21 protein-coding genes and 2 tRNA genes are annotated in these 18349 nt (G+C 59.0%); 10 read left to right on the forward strand and 13 right to left on the reverse strand.

Annotation, left to right across the window (positions count from 1 at the left end):
* Positions 1–358: 358 nt before the first annotated feature.
* From AAF555_10765 to AAF555_10800, 8 genes are all read right to left on the reverse strand, one after another.
* Positions 359–1453 carry a PilT/PilU family type 4a pilus ATPase gene (locus tag AAF555_10765; protein MEM6912050.1) on the reverse strand — a complete coding sequence of 365 codons (1095 nt, stop codon included), beginning with the start codon at positions 1451–1453 and terminating at the stop codon, positions 359–361.
* 25 nt (positions 1454–1478) lie between these two features.
* A complete protein-coding gene (locus AAF555_10770) occupies positions 1479–2573 on the reverse strand; it encodes a PilT/PilU family type 4a pilus ATPase (protein ID MEM6912051.1) in 1095 nt (364 codons plus the stop codon).
* Positions 2574–2678: 105 nt separating this feature from the next.
* Complete coding sequence (locus AAF555_10775; protein ID MEM6912052.1) at positions 2679–2957, reverse strand: hypothetical protein; 279 nt, start codon at positions 2955–2957, stop codon at positions 2679–2681.
* A 50-nt stretch (positions 2958–3007) separates the two neighbouring features.
* Complete coding sequence (locus AAF555_10780; protein MEM6912053.1) at positions 3008–3412, reverse strand: phage holin family protein; 405 nt, start codon at positions 3410–3412, stop codon at positions 3008–3010.
* Positions 3413–3420: 8 nt separating this feature from the next.
* A complete protein-coding gene (locus AAF555_10785) occupies positions 3421–3831 on the reverse strand; it encodes a DUF883 C-terminal domain-containing protein (protein MEM6912054.1) in 411 nt (136 codons plus the stop codon).
* Between the two features lie 79 nt (positions 3832–3910).
* Positions 3911–4129, reverse strand: a complete 219-nt coding sequence (locus tag AAF555_10790; GenBank protein MEM6912055.1) for a hypothetical protein — start codon at positions 4127–4129, stop codon at positions 3911–3913.
* Positions 4129–4455 carry a hypothetical protein gene (locus tag AAF555_10795; protein ID MEM6912056.1) on the reverse strand — a complete coding sequence of 109 codons (327 nt, stop codon included), beginning with the start codon at positions 4453–4455 and terminating at the stop codon, positions 4129–4131. Before AAF555_10795 ends, AAF555_10790 begins: the two co-directional genes overlap by 1 nt.
* A complete protein-coding gene (locus AAF555_10800; GenBank protein ID MEM6912057.1) occupies positions 4452–5066 on the reverse strand; it encodes a TPM domain-containing protein in 615 nt (204 codons plus the stop codon). Before AAF555_10800 ends, AAF555_10795 begins: the two co-directional genes overlap by 4 nt.
* 154 nt (positions 5067–5220) lie before the next feature.
* On the opposite strand from AAF555_10800, the gene AAF555_10805 reads away from it, so the two are divergent.
* Positions 5221–5295 (forward strand) — tRNA-Asn (locus tag AAF555_10805).
* A 149-nt stretch (positions 5296–5444) separates the two neighbouring features.
* Here AAF555_10805 and AAF555_10810 read toward each other — a convergent pair.
* Entirely contained in the window at positions 5445–6239 is a 795-nt protein-coding gene (locus tag AAF555_10810) for a uracil-DNA glycosylase (GenBank protein ID MEM6912058.1), read from the reverse strand.
* 146 nt (positions 6240–6385) lie between these two features.
* On the opposite strand from AAF555_10810, the gene AAF555_10815 reads away from it, so the two are divergent.
* From AAF555_10815 to AAF555_10825, 3 genes are read left to right on the forward strand one after another with little or no spacing between them, the layout of a single operon-like run.
* On the forward strand, positions 6386–6997 hold the full coding sequence (locus AAF555_10815; GenBank protein MEM6912059.1) for a 3D domain-containing protein: 612 nt from the start codon (positions 6386–6388) through the stop codon (positions 6995–6997).
* A gap of 13 nt (positions 6998–7010) precedes the next feature.
* Positions 7011–7664 (forward strand): endonuclease III, encoded by a 654-nt coding sequence (gene nth / locus AAF555_10820; GenBank protein MEM6912060.1) that lies wholly within the window; start codon positions 7011–7013, stop codon positions 7662–7664.
* Between the two features lie 55 nt (positions 7665–7719).
* Positions 7720–8706 carry a hypothetical protein gene (locus tag AAF555_10825; GenBank protein MEM6912061.1) on the forward strand — a complete coding sequence of 329 codons (987 nt, stop codon included), beginning with the start codon at positions 7720–7722 and terminating at the stop codon, positions 8704–8706.
* A 16-nt stretch (positions 8707–8722) separates the two neighbouring features.
* Here AAF555_10825 and AAF555_10830 read toward each other — a convergent pair.
* From AAF555_10830 to AAF555_10845, 4 genes are all read right to left on the reverse strand, one after another.
* Positions 8723–8804: transfer RNA gene (locus AAF555_10830), tRNA-Leu, on the reverse strand.
* A gap of 19 nt (positions 8805–8823) precedes the next feature.
* Positions 8824–9393: a hypothetical protein gene (locus AAF555_10835; GenBank protein ID MEM6912062.1), complete on the reverse strand. Its 570-nt coding sequence runs from the start codon at positions 9391–9393 to the stop codon at positions 8824–8826.
* Between the two features lie 37 nt (positions 9394–9430).
* Entirely contained in the window at positions 9431–10459 is a 1029-nt protein-coding gene (floA, locus tag AAF555_10840; GenBank protein ID MEM6912063.1) for a flotillin-like protein FloA, read from the reverse strand.
* An 89-nt stretch (positions 10460–10548) separates the two neighbouring features.
* Entirely contained in the window at positions 10549–11022 is a 474-nt protein-coding gene (locus AAF555_10845; protein MEM6912064.1) for an NfeD family protein, read from the reverse strand.
* A gap of 91 nt (positions 11023–11113) precedes the next feature.
* On the opposite strand from AAF555_10845, the gene AAF555_10850 reads away from it, so the two are divergent.
* The 6 genes from AAF555_10850 to AAF555_10875 all read left to right on the forward strand — a co-directional run bounded on the left by AAF555_10850 (position 11114) and on the right by AAF555_10875 (position 18211).
* Entirely contained in the window at positions 11114–12241 is a 1128-nt protein-coding gene (locus tag AAF555_10850; GenBank protein ID MEM6912065.1) for a hypothetical protein, read from the forward strand.
* A gap of 150 nt (positions 12242–12391) precedes the next feature.
* On the forward strand, positions 12392–13180 hold the full coding sequence (locus AAF555_10855; GenBank protein ID MEM6912066.1) for a MotA/TolQ/ExbB proton channel family protein: 789 nt from the start codon (positions 12392–12394) through the stop codon (positions 13178–13180).
* Between the two features lie 54 nt (positions 13181–13234).
* The gene (locus AAF555_10860; GenBank protein ID MEM6912067.1) at positions 13235–13690 is read left to right on the forward strand and encodes a biopolymer transporter ExbD; all 456 of its coding nucleotides are present in this window, start codon (positions 13235–13237) and stop codon (positions 13688–13690) included.
* Between the two features lie 14 nt (positions 13691–13704).
* Positions 13705–14175 carry a biopolymer transporter ExbD gene (locus tag AAF555_10865; GenBank protein ID MEM6912068.1) on the forward strand — a complete coding sequence of 157 codons (471 nt, stop codon included), beginning with the start codon at positions 13705–13707 and terminating at the stop codon, positions 14173–14175.
* 70 nt (positions 14176–14245) lie between these two features.
* On the forward strand, positions 14246–17149 hold the full coding sequence (locus tag AAF555_10870; GenBank protein MEM6912069.1) for a tetratricopeptide repeat protein: 2904 nt from the start codon (positions 14246–14248) through the stop codon (positions 17147–17149).
* 21 nt (positions 17150–17170) lie between these two features.
* Positions 17171–18211, forward strand: coding sequence for a hypothetical protein (locus AAF555_10875; protein ID MEM6912070.1), 1041 nt, complete (start codon positions 17171–17173; stop codon positions 18209–18211).
* Positions 18212–18349 lie beyond the last annotated feature (138 nt).

Here is an 18349-nt window from a genome sequence, read left to right on the forward strand (position 1 = left end):
CCCCCAAACCCCCCCCCCGGAGTCACCCCCCCCCCCCCATAACGGGCGGGGGGGAGGGGGGAACGGGGGCCTGCTGGACGGGAGGGAGGGGCGCGGGGTTCGCGAGAGGGGCGGGCGCGGGAAAGGGGGCGCTGATTTCTTCCCCACAGGTGGGGCAGGGTCCTTTCACGCCGGCGTAGGCTCGGGGAACGGACAAGTGTTCGTTGCAAAAAGGGCAATGAAATCTGATGGGCGAGTCGTCCATGGCGCTGGCTTCTCTAGACAGAAAGCACAGCAATGATGGTAGCATGGTGCGTTCCGTTGTCGATCTTTCGGACGCGAGAGTCGGCAGAAGAATTCGATTTCGGAGAGGGGAATTCTAGTCCACGCCCCCTCCAGCCACCGAGACGGCGGCGTCTTCGGAATCGAGAAAGGCGGAGAAGCGCTTTTTGTCGATGGCCTTCATGTAGGCCTCGAAAGGGGTGACCTCCCCACTCTTGAGCTTTTCCCAAATGGCTTCGTCCATGAACTGCATGCCGTAGGCCTTGCCCCCGGTGATGACGTCGGAAAGCTTCTGAGTGGAGCCTTCGCGGATGATGGCTTCGACGGCCGGGGTCGAAACGAGGATTTCGTTCACGGCGGTCCGGCCGGTGGCAGTCTTCATGAGAAGCTGGGCCACGACGCCCCGGAGCGAGGCCGCCAGCATGGTGCGGACTTGGGACTGCTGGTCGGCCGGGAAGACGTCGATGATGCGGTCCACGGTTTTTCGGGCGTTGTTGGTGTGGAGCGTCCCGAAGACGAGCAGGCCGGTTTCCGCGGCCGTGAGAGCGAGGGAGATGGTTTCCAAGTCGCGCATTTCCCCGACTAAGACGATGTCCGAATCCTCCCGCAAGGCCGCTCGGAGACCGTCGGCGAAGCTCGGGGTTTGGATGGGCACTTCTCGTTGCGTGATGATGCTTTTCTTGTTGTTGTGAACGAACTCGATCGGTTCCTCGATCGTCAGGATGTGGCGGCGATAGTGGGTATTGATGAAGTCCATGAGGGCCGCCAGCGTGGTGGACTTGCCGGATCCGGTGGGGCCGGTCACGAGCACCAAGCCAGAGCGGATCTTCCCAAATTCCTTGACCGCTGTGGGGATGCCGAGGTCTTCGAGGGTGGCGATTTTGGTCGGGATGAGACGGAAGACCGCACCGAGCCCATTTCGCTGCTGCAGGTAATTGCAGCGGAAACGCGAGGCGGCGTTCATTTCGTAGGCGAAGTCGAGGTCGCCCGTTTGGAGGTAGTCCTGGAAGGCGGATTCCTCACAGATTTCGGACAGCATTTGCTTGAGTTCCTGGTGCTCTAGCGGGGCTTCGCGAATGGGGGAAATGCCACCATGGACACGGATTTTCGGGGCCTGGCCCTCGGTCAAGTGGAGGTCGGACCCTCCCTTTTCAATGAGGGTTTGGAAGAAGGCGTCGATTTGATGGGCCATGTCTGCGGGGGCTAGAGGGAGGAAGTCAGGAGGCGAAATAACTTTGCATCACGCCTTTGTCGAGCGCGCGGGAGAGGGCTTCTTGTTGGCTGATCAGGCCTTTGTCGTATAGCTTCCGCAGGGAGTCATCCATATTGATCATGCCGACGTTTTTCCCGGTCTGCATGATGCCTGGCAACATGAAGGTCTTGCCATCGCGAATGCAGGCAGCCACGGCTGGGCTATTCACGAGCAGCTCCAAGGCGAGGCAGCGCCCCGAGCCATCTTGTTTCGGAACCAGCTGCTGGCTGATGACGCCGCGGAGCGATTCGCTGACCATGATCCGGATCTGATCCCGCTGATCATTGGGGAAGACATCAAGAATCCGATCCAGCGTTCGGGCGGCACTCCCAGTGTGCAAGGTGCCCAGCACCAGGTGGCCGGTTTCGGCAGCCGTGATGGCGAGTGAGATGGTTTCGAGGTCGCGCATTTCCCCGACCATGATGACATCGGGGTCTTCCCGCAGCGCTCCCCGAAGGGCCTTGCCGAAGGATTCGGTGTGGCGGTGGACTTCCCGTTGGATCACGTGGCAGTTGTCTGATTCGAAGAGGTATTCGATGGGTTCTTCGAGAGTGATGATGTGATCGTTCCGCTCTTGATTGATCTCATTGACCAAGGCAGCCAAGGTGGTGGATTTCCCCGAGCCGACCGAGCCCGTGACCAAGATGATCCCGTTCTGGTAGCGGAGGAGGGGCTTGATGTCGGCCGGAAGGCCCAGGTCCTCCATCGAGCGGATGGTGGTGCTGATGAGGCGGAAGACAAGATTGATGCCCAGCCGCTGTTTCACGACGCTGGCACGGTAGCGGCCGAATTGGTTTTGGTAGGCAAAATCGACGTCGCCCCGTTCTTCCAGGTGGGCCTTCTGCTCGGCCGTGAGGAAGCCGTTGGCCAGACGTTCGCAGTCCTCCGCCGTCAGTTCCGCGCCATTCTTCCAGATGGGCTGAAGATTCCCGAAGCGACGCCAGGTGGGTTGCGCCGCGGTGGCCAGGTGGATGTCCGAGCAGTCATACTCGATTCCAATTTTGAGGTAATCATCCACCGATCCAAGGGTGGCGATGATGTCAGTCTGTTCTTCGGACATGGGGGGCTGGCTGGGGAAAGGGTTTTTCGGGCCGACGGGGCCGATTTGGAGGGGGAAGGTCTGTGTTTAGCGAGCCCGGAGCCCATGACAAGGGGCTTTCCACAATTATCCCATGCGAGAACGAAGAAGCCGAAGAGCCTGTTTGGTGGCGGCCCGGCGAAGGCTGCGAGTGATCTCTTGGCGAGCGATGCGGGCGAGACGGCCGCTGATTCCACCCTGGCGGGAGACTTTGGCTGGGCCGGACTGCGAGGAGCGCGGGCTTTTCCCGAGGAGAACCTTGGAGCCGATCCATCCGACGGCCGCGCTGGTGGCGGCGGTTTTCCATTTGGCAGCGGTGGCGGTGCGCTTTTTGAGACCCCGCACCAAGGAGAGGGATTCTCCCAAGGCGTCCAGGCTTTCACACAATTCAGCCCGAGAGCCGGCCAAGCGCTGCTTCAGCTCGATTCTTCTTCGGACTCGTTCTTTTTTTCTTTTTGGAACCATTGGCGATCGGCCTCGAATTGGCTGCGGGTTTCGGGAAAGGGAGAGCGGGCTTCTTTGGCGGAATCGCGAACGCGATCGAGGCAAAAGGCACCGAAGAGAGTATGCAACCCGCCGAGCAAAAGCAAGCAGCTGGCCCAAGTCAAAGGAGTGGCCTGCACCAACCAGACGGCCAAGCCGGCCAAGGCCAATAGGTAAGCCAGCCCTAGCAGGAGGAGTCCCACCAGACCCAAGAGCAGGAGCTTCAGTCCCCTGGCGGCCGCTTCCCGGGCCTCCGTGGAGGCGAGCTCGATGCGATCACTGAGAAAACGCAGGAGAGCCCGGAGGGTGCGACGGATTCGTTGGGGGAGGGAGAACACCGGAGGCCTCAGCGTCGGAAAAGGGAACCGAGAACAAATCCGGCCCCAAGAGCGATGAGCGCTCCCTTGGTTGGGTTCTCCCGGATGTAGTCTTCGGCTTGTTTCCAGTAGGTCTGCGCGTGCTCCCGAGCCTGTTCGGCATACTGGGAGAAGCTGTCGGCGGCGGGTTCTTCGGGTGGCTCTTCGGGCGAGTTGAATTCGTTGGCTGCTTCCATGGCGGGTTGGGTGAGAGGTTGGCTGCGTTGGGCTGCGGTTCTGCGAATGTTTTCGACCTGACGGGCCGCGCTGTCCTGCCAGGACTTCAAGGAACTGCCAGCGGAAGCCCGCAGTTGCCCGGCGGCCTTGAGGGCCCGTTCCTTCATAGATTCGAAGCGAGTGGCTGGGATCAAGGGCAGGGGTGCATCGGGTTCTGAGGTCATGCTGGGAGGGGGGAGGTTGCCACGCCGGCTTTGGAACGCAAGGCGGGAGCGCCCTTGCAAGCGATTTTCGTGCAAGCAATCAGGGCTTTTCAGAGCGGGCCACGATGCGCGCTTGCGAGAAGTCGTAGGGGGTGAGTTCGGCCTCGACCCATTGGCCGGCGCGGAGGTCGGACGCCCTTTCCAAGCAGGCCTCACTGAGATGGGCGAAGGTCGGGGCCCCATTGGGCAGGGAGGCCAGCCAGAGCTTGGGAGAGCGCTGCTCGCGCAGTTGGCATCGGGCGCGAACGGGCCTTTCCATCAGTTCTGGGGCTCGCTGGCTTCGGGCTTGGCTGTGGCGCTCTCCGAGGGAGGGTCAGCCAGGGCCCGGACCTGCTCGCTGAAGTCCACTTGGGCGCTGTTCCCCCCGCTGTAGGGAGCGCTGAAGCGCCAACGAAAGTCGGTCTCAGGGAACCAGTACATGGTTTTGACCTTTTTTTTCTTCCGGGAGACGGAGAGCCAAATGAGCCAGGCCACCACGGCCAAGCTCAGCACCAAGGCGCCGAAGAGATAGAATGGATTCAGGAGGAGAATCTCGAAGTTCTCGCCAGCGGGTGGGGAGTCGACTTTGGCCAAAAGAGGGTTCATTTTTTCTCGGCTTCGGTGGCGCGATTGATGATTTCCCGGGCGCCCAGGTGACGCTTGGCCAGCTCATCGCTCAGCCCAAGGAAAAACTTCGAGAGAGCCTCTCCCCATTTCTCGCGACTGAACTCCGGTAGGCAGGTCGTGAGAAGATCTCGCAAAAGGAAGTCGCTCAGAAAAGGCTCCAAGAGATACCCTACCGTAGCGCTGCAGCGGTGATGATGGTAGTCCACGACCAGGAGGAGGGAGCTTTCTCTCTTGGCTCGTGAGGAGGAGGGGGCGCCATTTTCTTTGGCGTAATTGAGGAACCAGAAGCCGAATTCGCTCGGTTGCTGATTGCGCCGGAGATAGTGAAAGCAGATCGAAATCGAGAGCTGCGGGTAGCTTTCCTCGAGCGCGGCGATTTGGGAGTCAAGGCGTTCCCATTCCCGGCCCTTGAGGAAGCCCTTGGGATCGGTGAGGCGCTCCCACGTGGGGAACTCCATCGGGAAGGTATGGAGCGATGCGGCGGCGGAAAAGCCGCATTGAGGACACTTCATGACTGAATCCACCTGCAAGAGGTGACAGGAGGGACAGTGGGTCCGCTCTGGACGAAACAAGCGCAGGGGATAGGCCATGACCAGATGAAGAGGAGAAGGACGAGAGGTGCAGCTTAGGTGAAAAGCGACCGGTGACAAGCGAGGGAAGGTCCTCGGTCTCCTCCATCAAAAAAAGAGGATTCGCTCTTGAACCAAGAGACCTTCAAGGGTAAGGGTCCGGCCCGAGTTTTGTTCCGGCGTAGCTCAGCGGTAGAGCGGGTGGCTGTTAACCACTAGGTCGTTGGTTCGAACCCAACCGCCGGAGCCATTTCTTCTTTTTGAGGCACGGATTGAGAGGAGGCTCGGGTTTTGGGTGGAGCGGACGTGCTGAGGGGACTTGGGGTGCGATCTATTTCGCCAAAGGGTGTGAGAATCGCTGGCCCGGTGAGCGGTTATCTGAGAGAGGTTTCTGTCCTGCTACTTGGGAGCGGTGAGGCCGAGGTGCTGGAGGGCCAGTTTCATGTCGTCCCAGACTTTTTTCTTTTCGCTCCGTTCTCGGTTGCGGAGGAGGTAGCTGGGGTGGTAGGTGGTGAGTAGGGGGGTGCCGTCGAGGTCGAGAATTTTCCCGCGGACGCTGCCCACACTGGCTTCTTTTCCGGTTAGGCCATGATGGGCCGTTCCGCCGAGGGCGATGATGATTTTTGGCTGCACGATTTCAATTTCTCTTTTGAGGTAGGGAAGGAAATGACTCATCTCGGCCACGGTCGGCTTGCGATTGGCGGTTCCTTGGTCGGCTGCACCCGTGGAGGGCCGGAACTTCACGATGTTGCTGATGTAGACCTCCCCACGCGCAAAGCCCATGGCGGCGATGATTTTGGTGAGAAGCTGCCCGGCAGGGCCCACAAAGGGTTCGGCCTGGCGCTCTTCCTCGAAGCCGGGGGCTTCTCCCACGAACATGAAGGTCGCATCGGGGTGACCGACCGAGAAAACCAAGGTTTCCCGGAGGCTTTCGAGGGAGGTGGCTCGGGGGTCGCTCGCCAATTCTTCTCGCAGGGCTGCGAGTTGGGCTGCTTTCGACGGGTGAGCGGGCTGGCTTGAGGCGAGGGCGGTGGGCGGTTTGGGCTCGGGAGCCGCTTTTGCCCATTCCCTCCCTGCCAGGCGCTTGAGAGCTTCCCGCGCGGCGGGCGCGAGGTCCATGTGGTCTTGTTTCCTGACTTGGAGAGCTTGGGACAGCAGGGAGCAGGCTTGCGCCAGGGTGCGAGATTCCGCCATGGGGCCAGGATTCCAATGAAAGAGCCTGCCTGGCAAGTGGCAGGATAGTTTTCCTTGCGCGGAAAAGGGAACTGTCGCAGGCATTTCGCGAGAGGAGGTCGTTTTTGCCCGGCACCTCGGTCGATTTTCTTTGGTTGCCTTTTGTGATGAAGCTTTCGTCCCTTGTTCTTCTGGTTGGGTGGGCGCTGTTCTTTGGCAGTGGTTGCCAAACGACCCACCTGGCCTCTCAGGTGGCGCCTGCGCAGGGGATTCCAGGTGGCGGGAAGCCTGATCGGCACGGTTATGCCCGCTACGACGAGTTCGACCAATTGCACTTCGTGCGCACGACTTCCTACACCTGCACCGAAGACGATCATTTGGAGTATGGGAGCAATTCGGCGGCGGGGACCCCTTTGAAGTATGGTCGGGTCATCAGCGTGGCGGCTGATTGGTCTCGGTATCCCTACGGCACTGTCTTTCGCATGAAGGGGGTCAAAAATCGCTTGTTCTATGTGGATGATTACGGGAGCGCGCTCGTGGGTACGAACACGCTCGACATCTACATGCCGAACAAGAAGATGATGAATCGATGGGGGCGGCAGGATGTGGTCATCGAGATTGTCCGCTGGGGCAGCTGGGATCGGAGCGCGGAGATTCTTGCTTCCCGCCTTCATCATCCGCATTGCCGCCAAATGGCGCAGGCCATTCGCAAGCAGCAGGTGACCCGCTCCAAGCAATTGCTCGCTTCCATTCGGGAGCCGGGACGCCGCGGGGGCTAGAGGGCTGGCCGCCATGACGAAACAGGAGCGGGCGGATTATGTTCGGCAACGGCTCGAGGGCCTCTACCCGGAAACGCCGGTCCCGCTGGAATATCGGGACGCTTTCACTCTTTTGATTGCGGTGCTCCTTTCGGCCCAGTGCACCGATGAACGGGTCAACAAGGTCACCCCAGGTCTCTTCGCCTTGGCGGATCACCCTGCGGCCATGGCCAAGCAGCCGGTGGCCCGCATTCAGCAGGCCATCCAAAGCTGTGGCCTCGCCCCGCGGAAGGCGCGAGCCATTCGTGAGCTGTCGGGTCGCTTGGTGAAGGAATTCGCGGGAGAGGTCCCGGCGGACATGGAAATCCTAGAGAGTCTGCCCGGGGTCGGTCACAAGACGGCCTCGGTGGTCATGGCCCAGGCTTTCGGGGTGCCTGCCTTTCCGGTGGATACCCACATTCACCGCTTGGCGCAGCGCTGGAAGCTGGCTCCGGGGAAAAACGTGGTCGAGACAGAAAGGCATCTCAAGCGGCTCTTTCCCGAGGAAGCTTGGAACAAGCTCCACCTTCAGATCATTTTCTACGGGCGGGAATTTTGCACAGCGAGAGGGTGTGATGGCACGATTTGCCCGATCTGCCGGGAGTTGTTTCCGCTCCGGAAGCGCGCGGTCAAGACGCGGAAGGGCTAGCGTTTTCGGGGAGGGTTGCTTGGTTCTGGCTTGCCTTCGATGGTAAAATAACGGGGTGCGGTTTCTTCTCTTCCTTTTGATGGCACCCGGCCTCCGGGCGGCCCCTTGTGATTGCAATCGGGATACTCCTGGGGCGGAGCTCAATCGGGAGTCGGTTCTGCGAGATCTCGTGACGGGTCGCTTCGATCGCTTCCCGGCGGCCTTTTATGAGCAGCGCCTGGCGATCGCGCAGCAGAAGCTGTTTTTGGATCCTCAAAATTGGGAGGCTTACGGAAAAGGGGCCTCTGCGCTCGAGCAGTTGGGGCGGACCGATGAGGCGCAGGCTCTCCTCGATGCGATGGCGGAGGCGCTGGACCAAAAAGGCCAAGCGGCCCCGGCCGAGGCCCGTCAGGCGCTGGCTTTCCAGCGGGGGACGATCTGGCTGCATGCTTTCTTTCGTTCGCCGAGTGAGGCCACTTTGGAGCGAGCCAGGCGCTCACTGGAGCAGGCGGAGGCGCTCCGAGCGACCGAGGTGGAATCCCCTTATCCCATGACCGCGGTGCGGGCTCTGCGGGTGCCCCGGGGGGAGGAGCCTCTGGGGGATTTCTTCGGCTTGGAGCGCTTTCTTCGACGGCAATATGGGCAGGTCAGTTTCATCCGAGGTTTGAGCGAAGCCGAGTTGGCCGGGCGCATTCGGTTGCTGAGTGCAGCGCTGGCCTATGGGCCCGGTTGCGAGACGCCGCTGCTCTTGTTGACGATGAATCGGGCCTTCGAGCTGCAAGGGACGGTGGCGCTGGCCCCTTTTGCGGCTCTTCGTTGCCAAGAGCTTTTGCCACTGGAAGAGCGGGCGATGTTTTTGGAGGAGGCGTGGCTCCTTTCACGCCTTGAGAGCACTGATTCGAAGTTGGGAACCTTTTTCCAGCAGATCCGGGATTGGTCGAAAGGCTGGCAAGTGCGCCGCTGGCAGGCGATCGAGGAGCAACTTGCCAAAGGGTGGCACCCGGATAGCCATTCGGAGGATTTTTGGGAGCCTTTGCGAGAGGCGGGACTGATCCGCTATTGATTCTAATAAGAAAAAATACCGCCGGTCGGGCTCGAACCGACACTTCCGAAGAAACGCGATTTTGAATCGCGCGCGTCTACCAATTCCGCCACGGCGGCGCGGGGGGAGGGTTGTAGCTTAGTTCGAGGGAGTTTGCAAGGGGTGTTCCCGCCGAAGCGAGACGGGGAGGTCGATCACTTCCTTGATGGCGATGGCTTCGCGCAGACGAGCCGGGCTCTGGATGGCTTGGCCGATGGCACTGAAGCTGGAGCGAGTGCGCCGGGAGGGCAGCTCGCGAGCGCGAACCCGCTCTAGGGCCTCCCGCTCTTTTTTGCTGAGGCGCTCTTCAGCCGGGACGGTTTCGGGTAAGGGGGGGGGTGCGGAGGGGGAGTCCGGCCCGGGCTGTTTCTGGAGAACCGGAGGGGGGGGAGGGGGTGCTTTGGTGGGCTGGGGAACGCCGAGGGCGTCGAAGAGGTCGGCCAGGGGATCTTCGGTGCTCGGTTCGCCGCGAGTCTGGGGTCGATTTTCTACCAGCTCCCCTCGATAGAGGGCTTCGGTCTCCGGGTTGAGTTCCTTTTCTTCATCGCGAGGACGGTTTTCCCACTCTTTTTGAATCTTGCGCTCTTGGAATTTCTTTCCCAGCCATTGGAGAAAGGAAACGACCACCACGACCAGCCAAAAAATCCCGGTAGTCCAGTCGCCTTCCATGAGAGTCTAAGGGTGTGCGTTGAGGGTGGAGAGAGGTTTAGGAGGGGGGTTGGCTATTGCTTCCCGGCTTGTCTTCGCCTCCGTTGGCGATGCTGTCCCGCATCTCGGTGTCGGCCACCACGTTTTTGTAGCGGGTGTAGTCCATGATGCCGAGGTTGCCGCTGCGGAAGGCTTCCGCGATGGCCAGTGGGATTTCGGCTTCGGCCTCGACGACCCGGGCCCGCATTTCCTGGGTGCGGGCGGCCATTTCCTGCTCGAGGGCGACGGCGGCGGCGCGGCGCACTTCCGCTTTCGCTTGGGCCACGTCTTTGTCGGCGTCCGCCTGGGAGGCTTGGAGTTCGGCTCCGATGTTTTTGCCGACGTCGACGTCTGCGATGTCGATCGAAATGATTTCGTAGGCGGTGTTGGAGTCGAGGCCTCGTTCGAGGACGCGGTGGGAGATGTGATCTGGATTTTCCAAGACGGCCTTGTAAGAACCGGCCGAACCGATCGAGGTCACGATGCCTTCGCCGACCCGGGCAATGATGGTTTCTTCGGTGGCGCCCCCCACAAAGCGATCGAGGTTCGTCCGCACGGTCACCCGGGCGCGAGCCCGGACTTGGATGCCATCGCGCGCCACGGCGTCAATTTTGCTGGGCTGGCCGGCGATGCTGGCCGGACAATCAATGACTTTGGGGTTGATACTGGTCTGGACGGCTTCCAGGACCGTTTTGGTGGTGCCTTTGACGGCCAAATCGATGGCGCAGGCTTGGTCGAAAGACAGCTCGAATCCCGCCTTGTCCGCTGCGATCAGGGCCAGGACCACGTTTTCGACATCTCCCCCAGCCAGGTAGTGCGCTTCGAGGAGGTCGGTCGAGATCTCCAAGCCGGCTTTGACCCCGGTAATGCGGCTATCTACGATAAGAGATGGGGAAACCTTCCGCAGCCACATGCCGACCAAGTTGAGCATCCCCACGGGCGCTCCGGAGAGTCGGGCCCGCAGCCAGATGTTGAAAAACTTGAAGATGATGAAGATCGCCGAGAGGACGACCAAGACGACGACAACAAGAAGGAGGATTTCCCACATAACGAGAACCTCTACGCACCGTGAGAATTCAGGGCAAATGAATTCAGGGTAAATGGAAAGGGAGTCCGCCTTTGGAATGCGGGAGGGACCTAATCGAGCGAGGTCGGGCGCACTTGGATCCCCAAAGAATCGGCGGCGACCACCTTCACTTCGGTCTCGGCCGCCACAAATCCGGCCACGGAGTGGACATCGACCAGGCGCCCGTTCAGCCGGGCCCGACCGTCGGGTCGGAGGTCGGTGACCGCGTTGCCACTGGCCCCGGCCAGCGCGTGGGCTTTCTTTTGGTCAACCTTGGCCACGGTCGATTGTAGCGTAAGCCATTTGGCGAAAGGCGTCTTGGGAAACACCTTGAGCCCGAGAGCCAAGGTCGCCATCACGGCGGCCAATACGAGAGCTGTCAGAACCACTTTCCAGCCGAAGCCCAAATCCGGGAGGGCATAAATCTGGAACATTCCCACGAGGATGCAGATGCCTCCCAAGATCCCGGCGATGCCTCCCGGAAGAATCACTTCGGCTCCCAGCAAAAGAAGGCCCAGAAGAATCAAGACGATAATGAAAATCATGGAGCGAAGTCAGAAGCCGTTAGTAAGGGAAGGTAGGCAATTCCTGGGTTGATGCAGCTGATAACGAGGGCATAGGATCAAAGGCCCTGCCATGAATCCTTCCAAAATTCTCGTTTTTGTCCTCGTCATTCCCCTGGCGCTCTTCTTGATCTTGGAAGCGGCACTTTGGCTTCTTTTTCCTTCTCCGCTTCTTCCCTCGATACGCCTCAAACTGAGCAACAGCTTTTCGGACCACGGCTTGGAAAACACGGTCACGATCGTCCAACACGCCACGGGCTTGCGACCGGCCAACTGGCTGGAGCAGCCCTCGGGTCGCCGGATTCTCGCTCTCGGCGGGGAGGATACGGGGTCGCTCTTGCAAGAAGACTCGGATACCTGGTGGGGGCAACTGGAGCGACAACTGGAGGCTGCGGAGCTTGGCGAGGTCTCGGTCGGGGCCTTCGGAGGCGGCGCTCTTTCGAATGCGTCTCGCTGGTTGGTGAGTCAGGAAGACTTGGGAGAACTGGATCTCTTGATTGTGTTGGCCGGCTCGGATGAGTTTCTGGGAAGGGGGGCGGAGTATCGTTACGAGGCCGGCTTAGCCAGCCGGAAGACGCCCCCCATCCGGCCCAAGAATGCGTTGATGAAATCAGTGGTCGGCTACTCGCAGCTGGCGAGGAAGCTCTGGCACGGCCGCTTGCTCCAGGGCCAGGAACAGCGCCAGCGGGAACTGGGGCAGGATGACTACTTCAAAAAACGCTTTCAGGCCCAGCGGAATGTCTATGGGCAAATCGGTGGCTCGATCGGGGCGCTGCCCGTGAAGGAAGGGGAGAACCCGGTCAAGGAATTTGAGGAAGCGCTCGCGGTCATCGTGAAATGGGCGGGGGCTCGCGGGGTGCCGGTTTTGTTTGTGAGTGAGCCCAGCCCTCATTCGGCGGTCGTGCCCTTCGCCTTGAGCCAACGCTTTCGGCAGTTTGCCTTCTTGGAGATGGCTGCGGAAGGGAAGGAGGGGACCGTCGTGAAGGTGGACCCGGCAGTCATCGCTCAGGGAATCTCCGAGCTGACCAGACGGGCCCAGGCACTTTTGGCGGGAGCGGCCAACGGGAAAGTGTCTGACCTGGCGGCTGAATTCCCTATCGAAAAGGACCACTTTTTCGATGACATTTATTTCAGTGACCTAGGCAGCCAGAAGGTGGCTTCGGAGTTGGTTCCGGTGGTGGCCGAAATGCTTTCTCGCTAGGGGCTGGACGAGGGCCGATTTTGCAAAAGCGAAGAAATTCGCAATTTTTTGTGGAAATCCCGGTCGTTCTTGGCTTCGTTCCTCCCCCGTTTCCCAGCGGACGGGAGTCAATCATCAAAAATCCTCACCCTAGCTAAGTCGTTTTCCTGTATGAAGCCCCCTTCTAAGGCCCTCGCGGCACTCATTGTTTACGCCCTCGCGACCCCCGTTTTGATGGCGCAAGAAGTGGCCGGAGATGAAGCCACCCAAGTCAAGTTGATCGACATGGTCAAAGCCGGTGGCTGGGCGATGTATCCTCTCGGGATCTTTTTAGCGGGTCTGATCGGCTTGATCATTTTTGGATTCATCCAGTTCAACAAAGGCAAGTTCCTCCCCGACGACCTCCGCCTTCAGCTGATCGACCATATGCAAAACTGCCGAGTCCGCAGTGCGATCGAGACAGCATCCGTTTCGACCAGTTTTTTAGGTCGCATGATGGCGCACGCCCTCCCGAAGGTCGATGCCACCGATCCCGAGACGCTCGGCCGGGATGCGGTCGAAGACTCCATGGCGGAGTTCACCGTGAGAGAACAAAAGGGTTATCTGGGGCTATTGACCTATTTCTCTGTCATCGCGCAAGCCGCTCCCATGATGGGTCTTCTCGGGACCGTTTCCGGGATGATCAAGGCATTCTCTACCTTGGAACAAACGGGCGGTGCGGATCCTTCGGCCCTTTCCGGGAATATCTCCGAAGCGCTGGTGACCACAGCTTCAGGCCTCATCATCGCCATCCCGGCTTTGCTCGCTTTTTTCTTCTTCCGCAACTTGCTCACCAAATTCATGACCGATAGTCACATCGCGGCTGGCGAAATGCTGGACGCCAGTGTGGTGGCGGTCAATGGAGAGCAGGTCTTCGCCAAGATCCCGGAGGGCCTGGCCGAAGAGGAAGGGGAGGTCTGACCTCCCGGGCACCCTCGGCTGGACTGGAGCCGCTCCTCTATTTGCTACCACCCCATGGCAAGAAAAACGCGCACGACAGAGATCGAGTTGGATCACAAGTCGGACATGTCGTCCATGATTGACTTGGTCTTCCTACTGCTGATTTTCTTCATGGTGACGGCCACTTTGATCGACTACAAAAAAGACGATCGGGTCGATATTCCGATCGCCGACAATGCGGAAAAGCCGGAAGGCGGGATTTCCAACCGGGTCGTCATCAATATTTTGCCCGATGAGGAAGCGGACGATGGTCGCTATGCCAAAGAAGGGGGCGATTCGATCACCTTGGATGAAATCAAAGTGCTCCTGATGGATCGCGATGAGGCGAACGGGGAAGAGCCCATCAAACTGCATGTCCGAGGAGACAGCACGGCAGGGGTCCGCCATTACAAGCGACTCCTCAAAACCGCCTCGGAGGCGGGTATCTCCCAGTCCATTTTCTCCACTTACCAAACCGCCAAAGGGGGCTAGGCCCCAGCTTGACGATGGCTCGAAGATTCAAAGCGCAAGACGACGACGAGGTCCAGCCTGAGCTGGACATCGCCCCTTTGATCGATGTGGCCTTCCTGCTGCTCATTTACTTCCTGGTGACCTCCCAACTGAAGCGTCAAGAAATCGATCTCAATCTCGGGATTCCCTCCAACCAGACTTCGGATGCCCCGACTCCCCCGCTTCCTCCGCTCGTTTTGGAAATCCAAGAAGACGGAACCATCGTGGCCAATCCCGGGAAGAATCCCGAGATTCTCGACAAGATTGAGAGCGGTCGCGAAGTGCCGCTTTTAGAAGAGCGTTTGGCCTTCTTCAAAGCAGGGGCGGAAGCCTCGAACGACAAACCTACCATTATTTTGAACCCCAAGGATGAAGCCAGCGGGCAGCGTTTCGTGGATGTGCTCAACGCAATCGCTGGCTTTGAAATCGATCAGATCGCCCTCGCTGGTTTTGCGGAGGGCGACTGAGCGCCGTCCTTCCACTCCCGAGACGAAACGGCCCTTGGCGGGCGCTCCTTGAATTAGCTCTTTGCCCCTTATGAATCGATCCGCTTTCGTCCTTCGGCCCCTTTTGATGGCCTCGTGTTGGCTGGCTTTTTTGGGAGCCACCGAGTTGACCCAAGCGCAGGCATTGGTCGATCAGTTCAACAAAAGTGGGGAGTTGCTCGGGGCCAGCAAGTGGGCGGAAGCCGAGAACATCCTCCAAAAGATCATCCGGGAATTTGGGAAGGAGTTCGACGAACCGGAAAATCCCGACCGAGCCAAGTTTGGCGTGGTGTTTTTCCGCTTGGGCTTCGCTCAATTCAATCTCGGAAAGTTTGAAGAAGCCGCCAAGTCCTTCCAAACGTGCAACCAAAAATATGCCAACAAGGACGGAGCCGTTGGCAACGATATGGAAACCTTGGCCATTTGGTGGTGGGGGCGCAGCCTTCTGGAACAGAGTCTTTTCTCGGAGTCCCTAGCCAAGTTCGAAGAGTATTTGAAGGTGCGTCCGGCCGAGGAGGCCAACGTGCAGCAGTTGGAAGTGCTCGTGAACGTGCTTCTTTGTCATCTCAGTCTTGGGAACGTGGAGCCCTCGGAGAGAGGCATCGTCAGCTTGTATGACTTTGTCGATCGACAGGGGGGGCTGACTCCTTCCAACGAGGGGTTTTTCACCGAAAAATTTGTCTCCCTCGTGGTTGCCAAAAGTGACTTCGATCGATTGGACGGCTTTCTAGAAGAGTGGGGCTGGCGGATGCAGGCTTCTCCCTATGTCTTTTACGCCTACTTCCCGCAGTATCTTGGCCACGCAGCCAAAGCCTTTGAGGCCAAAAGGTATGACATCGCCCTAGATCTCTTCGCTCTCTTTCCCACGACCGAGGAGGTGCAGCGCTACATTGAGTTGCGCAGCTTGGTGGTTTTGGAAAGCTCTCCCGAGGCCAAGGTCATGGCGCAAGTTCTTCAAGGCATCGAAGAGCAAGCCAACCGGAAAGAACCGCTCGATTTTTTTGTGGCCCAAGGCATGACCAATCTTTCACGGGTCAAAGAGAACCACCGGGCCGTCTATGCTTCGGCCGGGAGACTCTTGGAACAATTCCCTGAAAATGCCCGGGAGCCAGAGCTGCTCTTTGATGCCGCGAGTGGGGCGTCTTTCGCGGGCGATCCCCTGCAAGCGGAAGCCTATGGCAATCAGCTTTTGCAAAAGTTTCCGGATCACGAGTTGGCGGAACAAGTCTATTCCTTTCTCCTCGATGCCCTTTTCAACGCAGGGGATTATGAGCAATCTTTGGCGGTCGCGGAGCGCTACCTGGCACTGCCTGAAGCCAAGGAGTCTCCCGAGCGCTACGAGATGGCCCTCTACGTCCAGGGAGGGGCGCTTTTTTATCTCGCACGGACGTCTCAGGCGAGAGAGAAGCTTCGGGAGTTTACGGACGACTACCCGGAATCCGCCCTGCTGGAACCATCCTTGAATTTGCTCGCGCTGAGTTTGATCGATCTTCAGCAGAAGGACTCGGCCATCTCGGTTTTGCAGACCTATTTGGAGAAGTTTCCGGAAGGGGCCGCTCTCGCTCAGGTTCTCTTCTCCCGTGCTCGCTACCACTTTCTCGATAAGGAATACGAGGAAGCCCAAAGCCTCCTGGCTCGTTTGGAATCCGAGCGGCCGGGGAGTCCTTTGGAATTGGATGCGACCCTTCTGTTAGGAAACATCCAGGAAGATCTCCGGAACTTGGAGGAGGCGGAGTCTCTTTACCGAGAAAGCATTGAGATGGCGGAATCCGAGGGGCGAGAGGACGTGGTGGGGGAAGTCTACTTTAGTCTAATCGGCTTGCTCGAGACGCACGGGAACCGGCAGGATGAAATCCTGGGGCTTTATGAGACTTTTCGCGAAAAACATCCTTTCGATGCCTATGTGCCTGAGGTGGCCACGGCCGCCATTGAACCGTTGGCCGCCCTCGATCGGGTGGACGAACTCTTGCCGTGGCTGAGCGAAGCCATTTTGGCCACTGGGGGTGAGGGAGGCGAACTCTTCGAACTCTTGGTCTCGGTCTATGTGGAGGTGGCTCGGGAAGTGGGTCTCAAGGTAGAAAAAATTGAGGGACAGCTCCTTGGCTTGGCCCGGAAGTCTTCCTCCGATGCACTGAAAGCCGATCTCTACATGTCGGTGGTGCAACTCTACCAAGGCCTCCTTCGGGAAACCAAGTTGCCGACCGAGCAGTCACGCTTTGGAGCAAAAATTGAGGCCCTTTTTGAAATTATCCAGCGTGACTTCGATGTGGAGCGGCTTTCTGACCTGATTCTCGTTAGGTTGGCCGACTTTTTGGCCACGGCCGGAAATCAAGCGGTGGCCTCGCAGTACTACGATACCGTTCTGGAACGGGGAGCCGAAGGCTACCGAGCCACTGCCACCATGGGGAAGGCCCGCGCCTTGGCTCGCAGCGGCAAGAAGGAGGAAAGGGAACAGGCCATGGCCATGTTTCAGAAATTGATCCAAGAGGGGGGACGGGAGTTTGCGGAAGATGCCAGCCGGGAACTCATCCTCCTCTACCAGCGGACCAATCAACTCCAGAAGGTCATCGACCTCGGCTTGGCTCACTTGGGGGCGGAGAAGCGGTGGCGTCAATATGAAGCGGAGGTGAATTACTTGGTCGGCAAGGCTTACGATGACCTCGGCCAATGGCAGCCTGCCTTGCAGACTTTCAACAATGTCTGGACGGTCTTCACCACGAACATCGAGTTCTCTGGCCCGGCCTGGCTTCGTTCGGCGCAACTGGCTTACGAGAACCTGGAAAAACAAAAAGGCTATGATGTCTTGTGGCAAATGGTGGCCAAGTTGGACACCGAGCGGAATCGGCGAGTGGATCAATCGGGCTCGATCGCCAATGCCGCCGTCCTTCTGCAAGAATGGGAGCTACAAGGGGGCGTCGTGGCGAGGCCGTTGCCGAACCGGGAGGAAGAAGAATAACCTATTCAGGAAAATTTCGGAATGAGATCATTTGTCTTTGTCAGCGCCTTGACCCTCCTTTTGGGAGTTTCGGGCTGGGCCCAGGAGGAGCAGCCTCCGCTCGCCAACCCGACCGGCTACCTCACGATTCAAGGGAAACGCTTGGCCGTGGAAATCCTCGGCGGAAATCAAAAGGGTCTGCGATTCCAACTCTTTGAGAGCTTGAACGATAATGGGCCGCGCAATGCGGCCTTCACCACCATCGAGGAGGCCGAGTTCTATCTCCCGCCCGAATTTCGCCGGGCGGAGGTCCTTTGGCATCGCAAGCAATTCAAGCGGTCGGCGTCCCTCTTCCGAAAAGTCTCTGAGGAACACAAAGTCATCAAAAGCTTGCCCGGCAACTACGCTTCCCTGGCCGAGATTTACGTGCTCGACTACCTGCTGGCCCAAGCTTTGGAAAACGACCAAAGGTTCCGCGTCTTTGTGCAAGCGGGCAAAAATCTGGATGAGAAAGGTCTGACAGGTAGTCTGAAAGCCTTTCCGGCGATCTGTTCCCTCTGGGCCAAAATAGAGGATTCCCGCATCAACCAAGAAGGGTGGCCGGAAATCTTTGACGGGGCGGTCGCGCTGGAAAAGTCCGCCTCCCTGACAGCGCCTCTTTTGGCTCAATTAGGCTTGATCAAAGGGGAGGCCAAGGAGGGGATGATGAACGTGGTGGAGAACCTTTTGGCGGAACCTGGGACAAGTGCGGAAGACGAGGGCCGGGCGGCCCTGGTCAGGAAGCGGGAAAGACTCCGATCCGAAGCGCTGACCGGCTATCACCAGGCCTTCACTTTCGCTGGAAATCGGATTCCCTGGCTTTCAAAGTCAGGAATGGAAGCTTCCATGGAACTCTATATCAAAGATCCGCTCATTCTTTCGGCACTCGAGACCCTCCAGGCTGGGGAGGACTTGGAAGCAGGTTCGGTGGTGGCGAGGCGATTGAAAGAGGCGAGAGCCGTGGGGGAGCTGTATCAGGTGACGGGTTTGGAGCAAGGTGAGTTTCCGGCGGGCTTCGAAGCGGTCATGCAGGCCAGTCTCTAATACCAACCTCCAGAATACACTGGTAGAATGGAGGGGAGGTGTTGTGGGGAAGAGGCGCTGAAGCGCGGGGAAGGAAGAGCCGGAGTCTTTCGAGCCAGCCCAGCGTTGCTCCTCGGTTACGGTGCCTGCACCGCGCCC

This window comes from Verrucomicrobiota bacterium (assembly GCA_039027815.1).
Classification (GTDB): Bacteria; Verrucomicrobiota; Verrucomicrobiia; order Verrucomicrobiales; family JBCCJK01; genus JBCCJK01.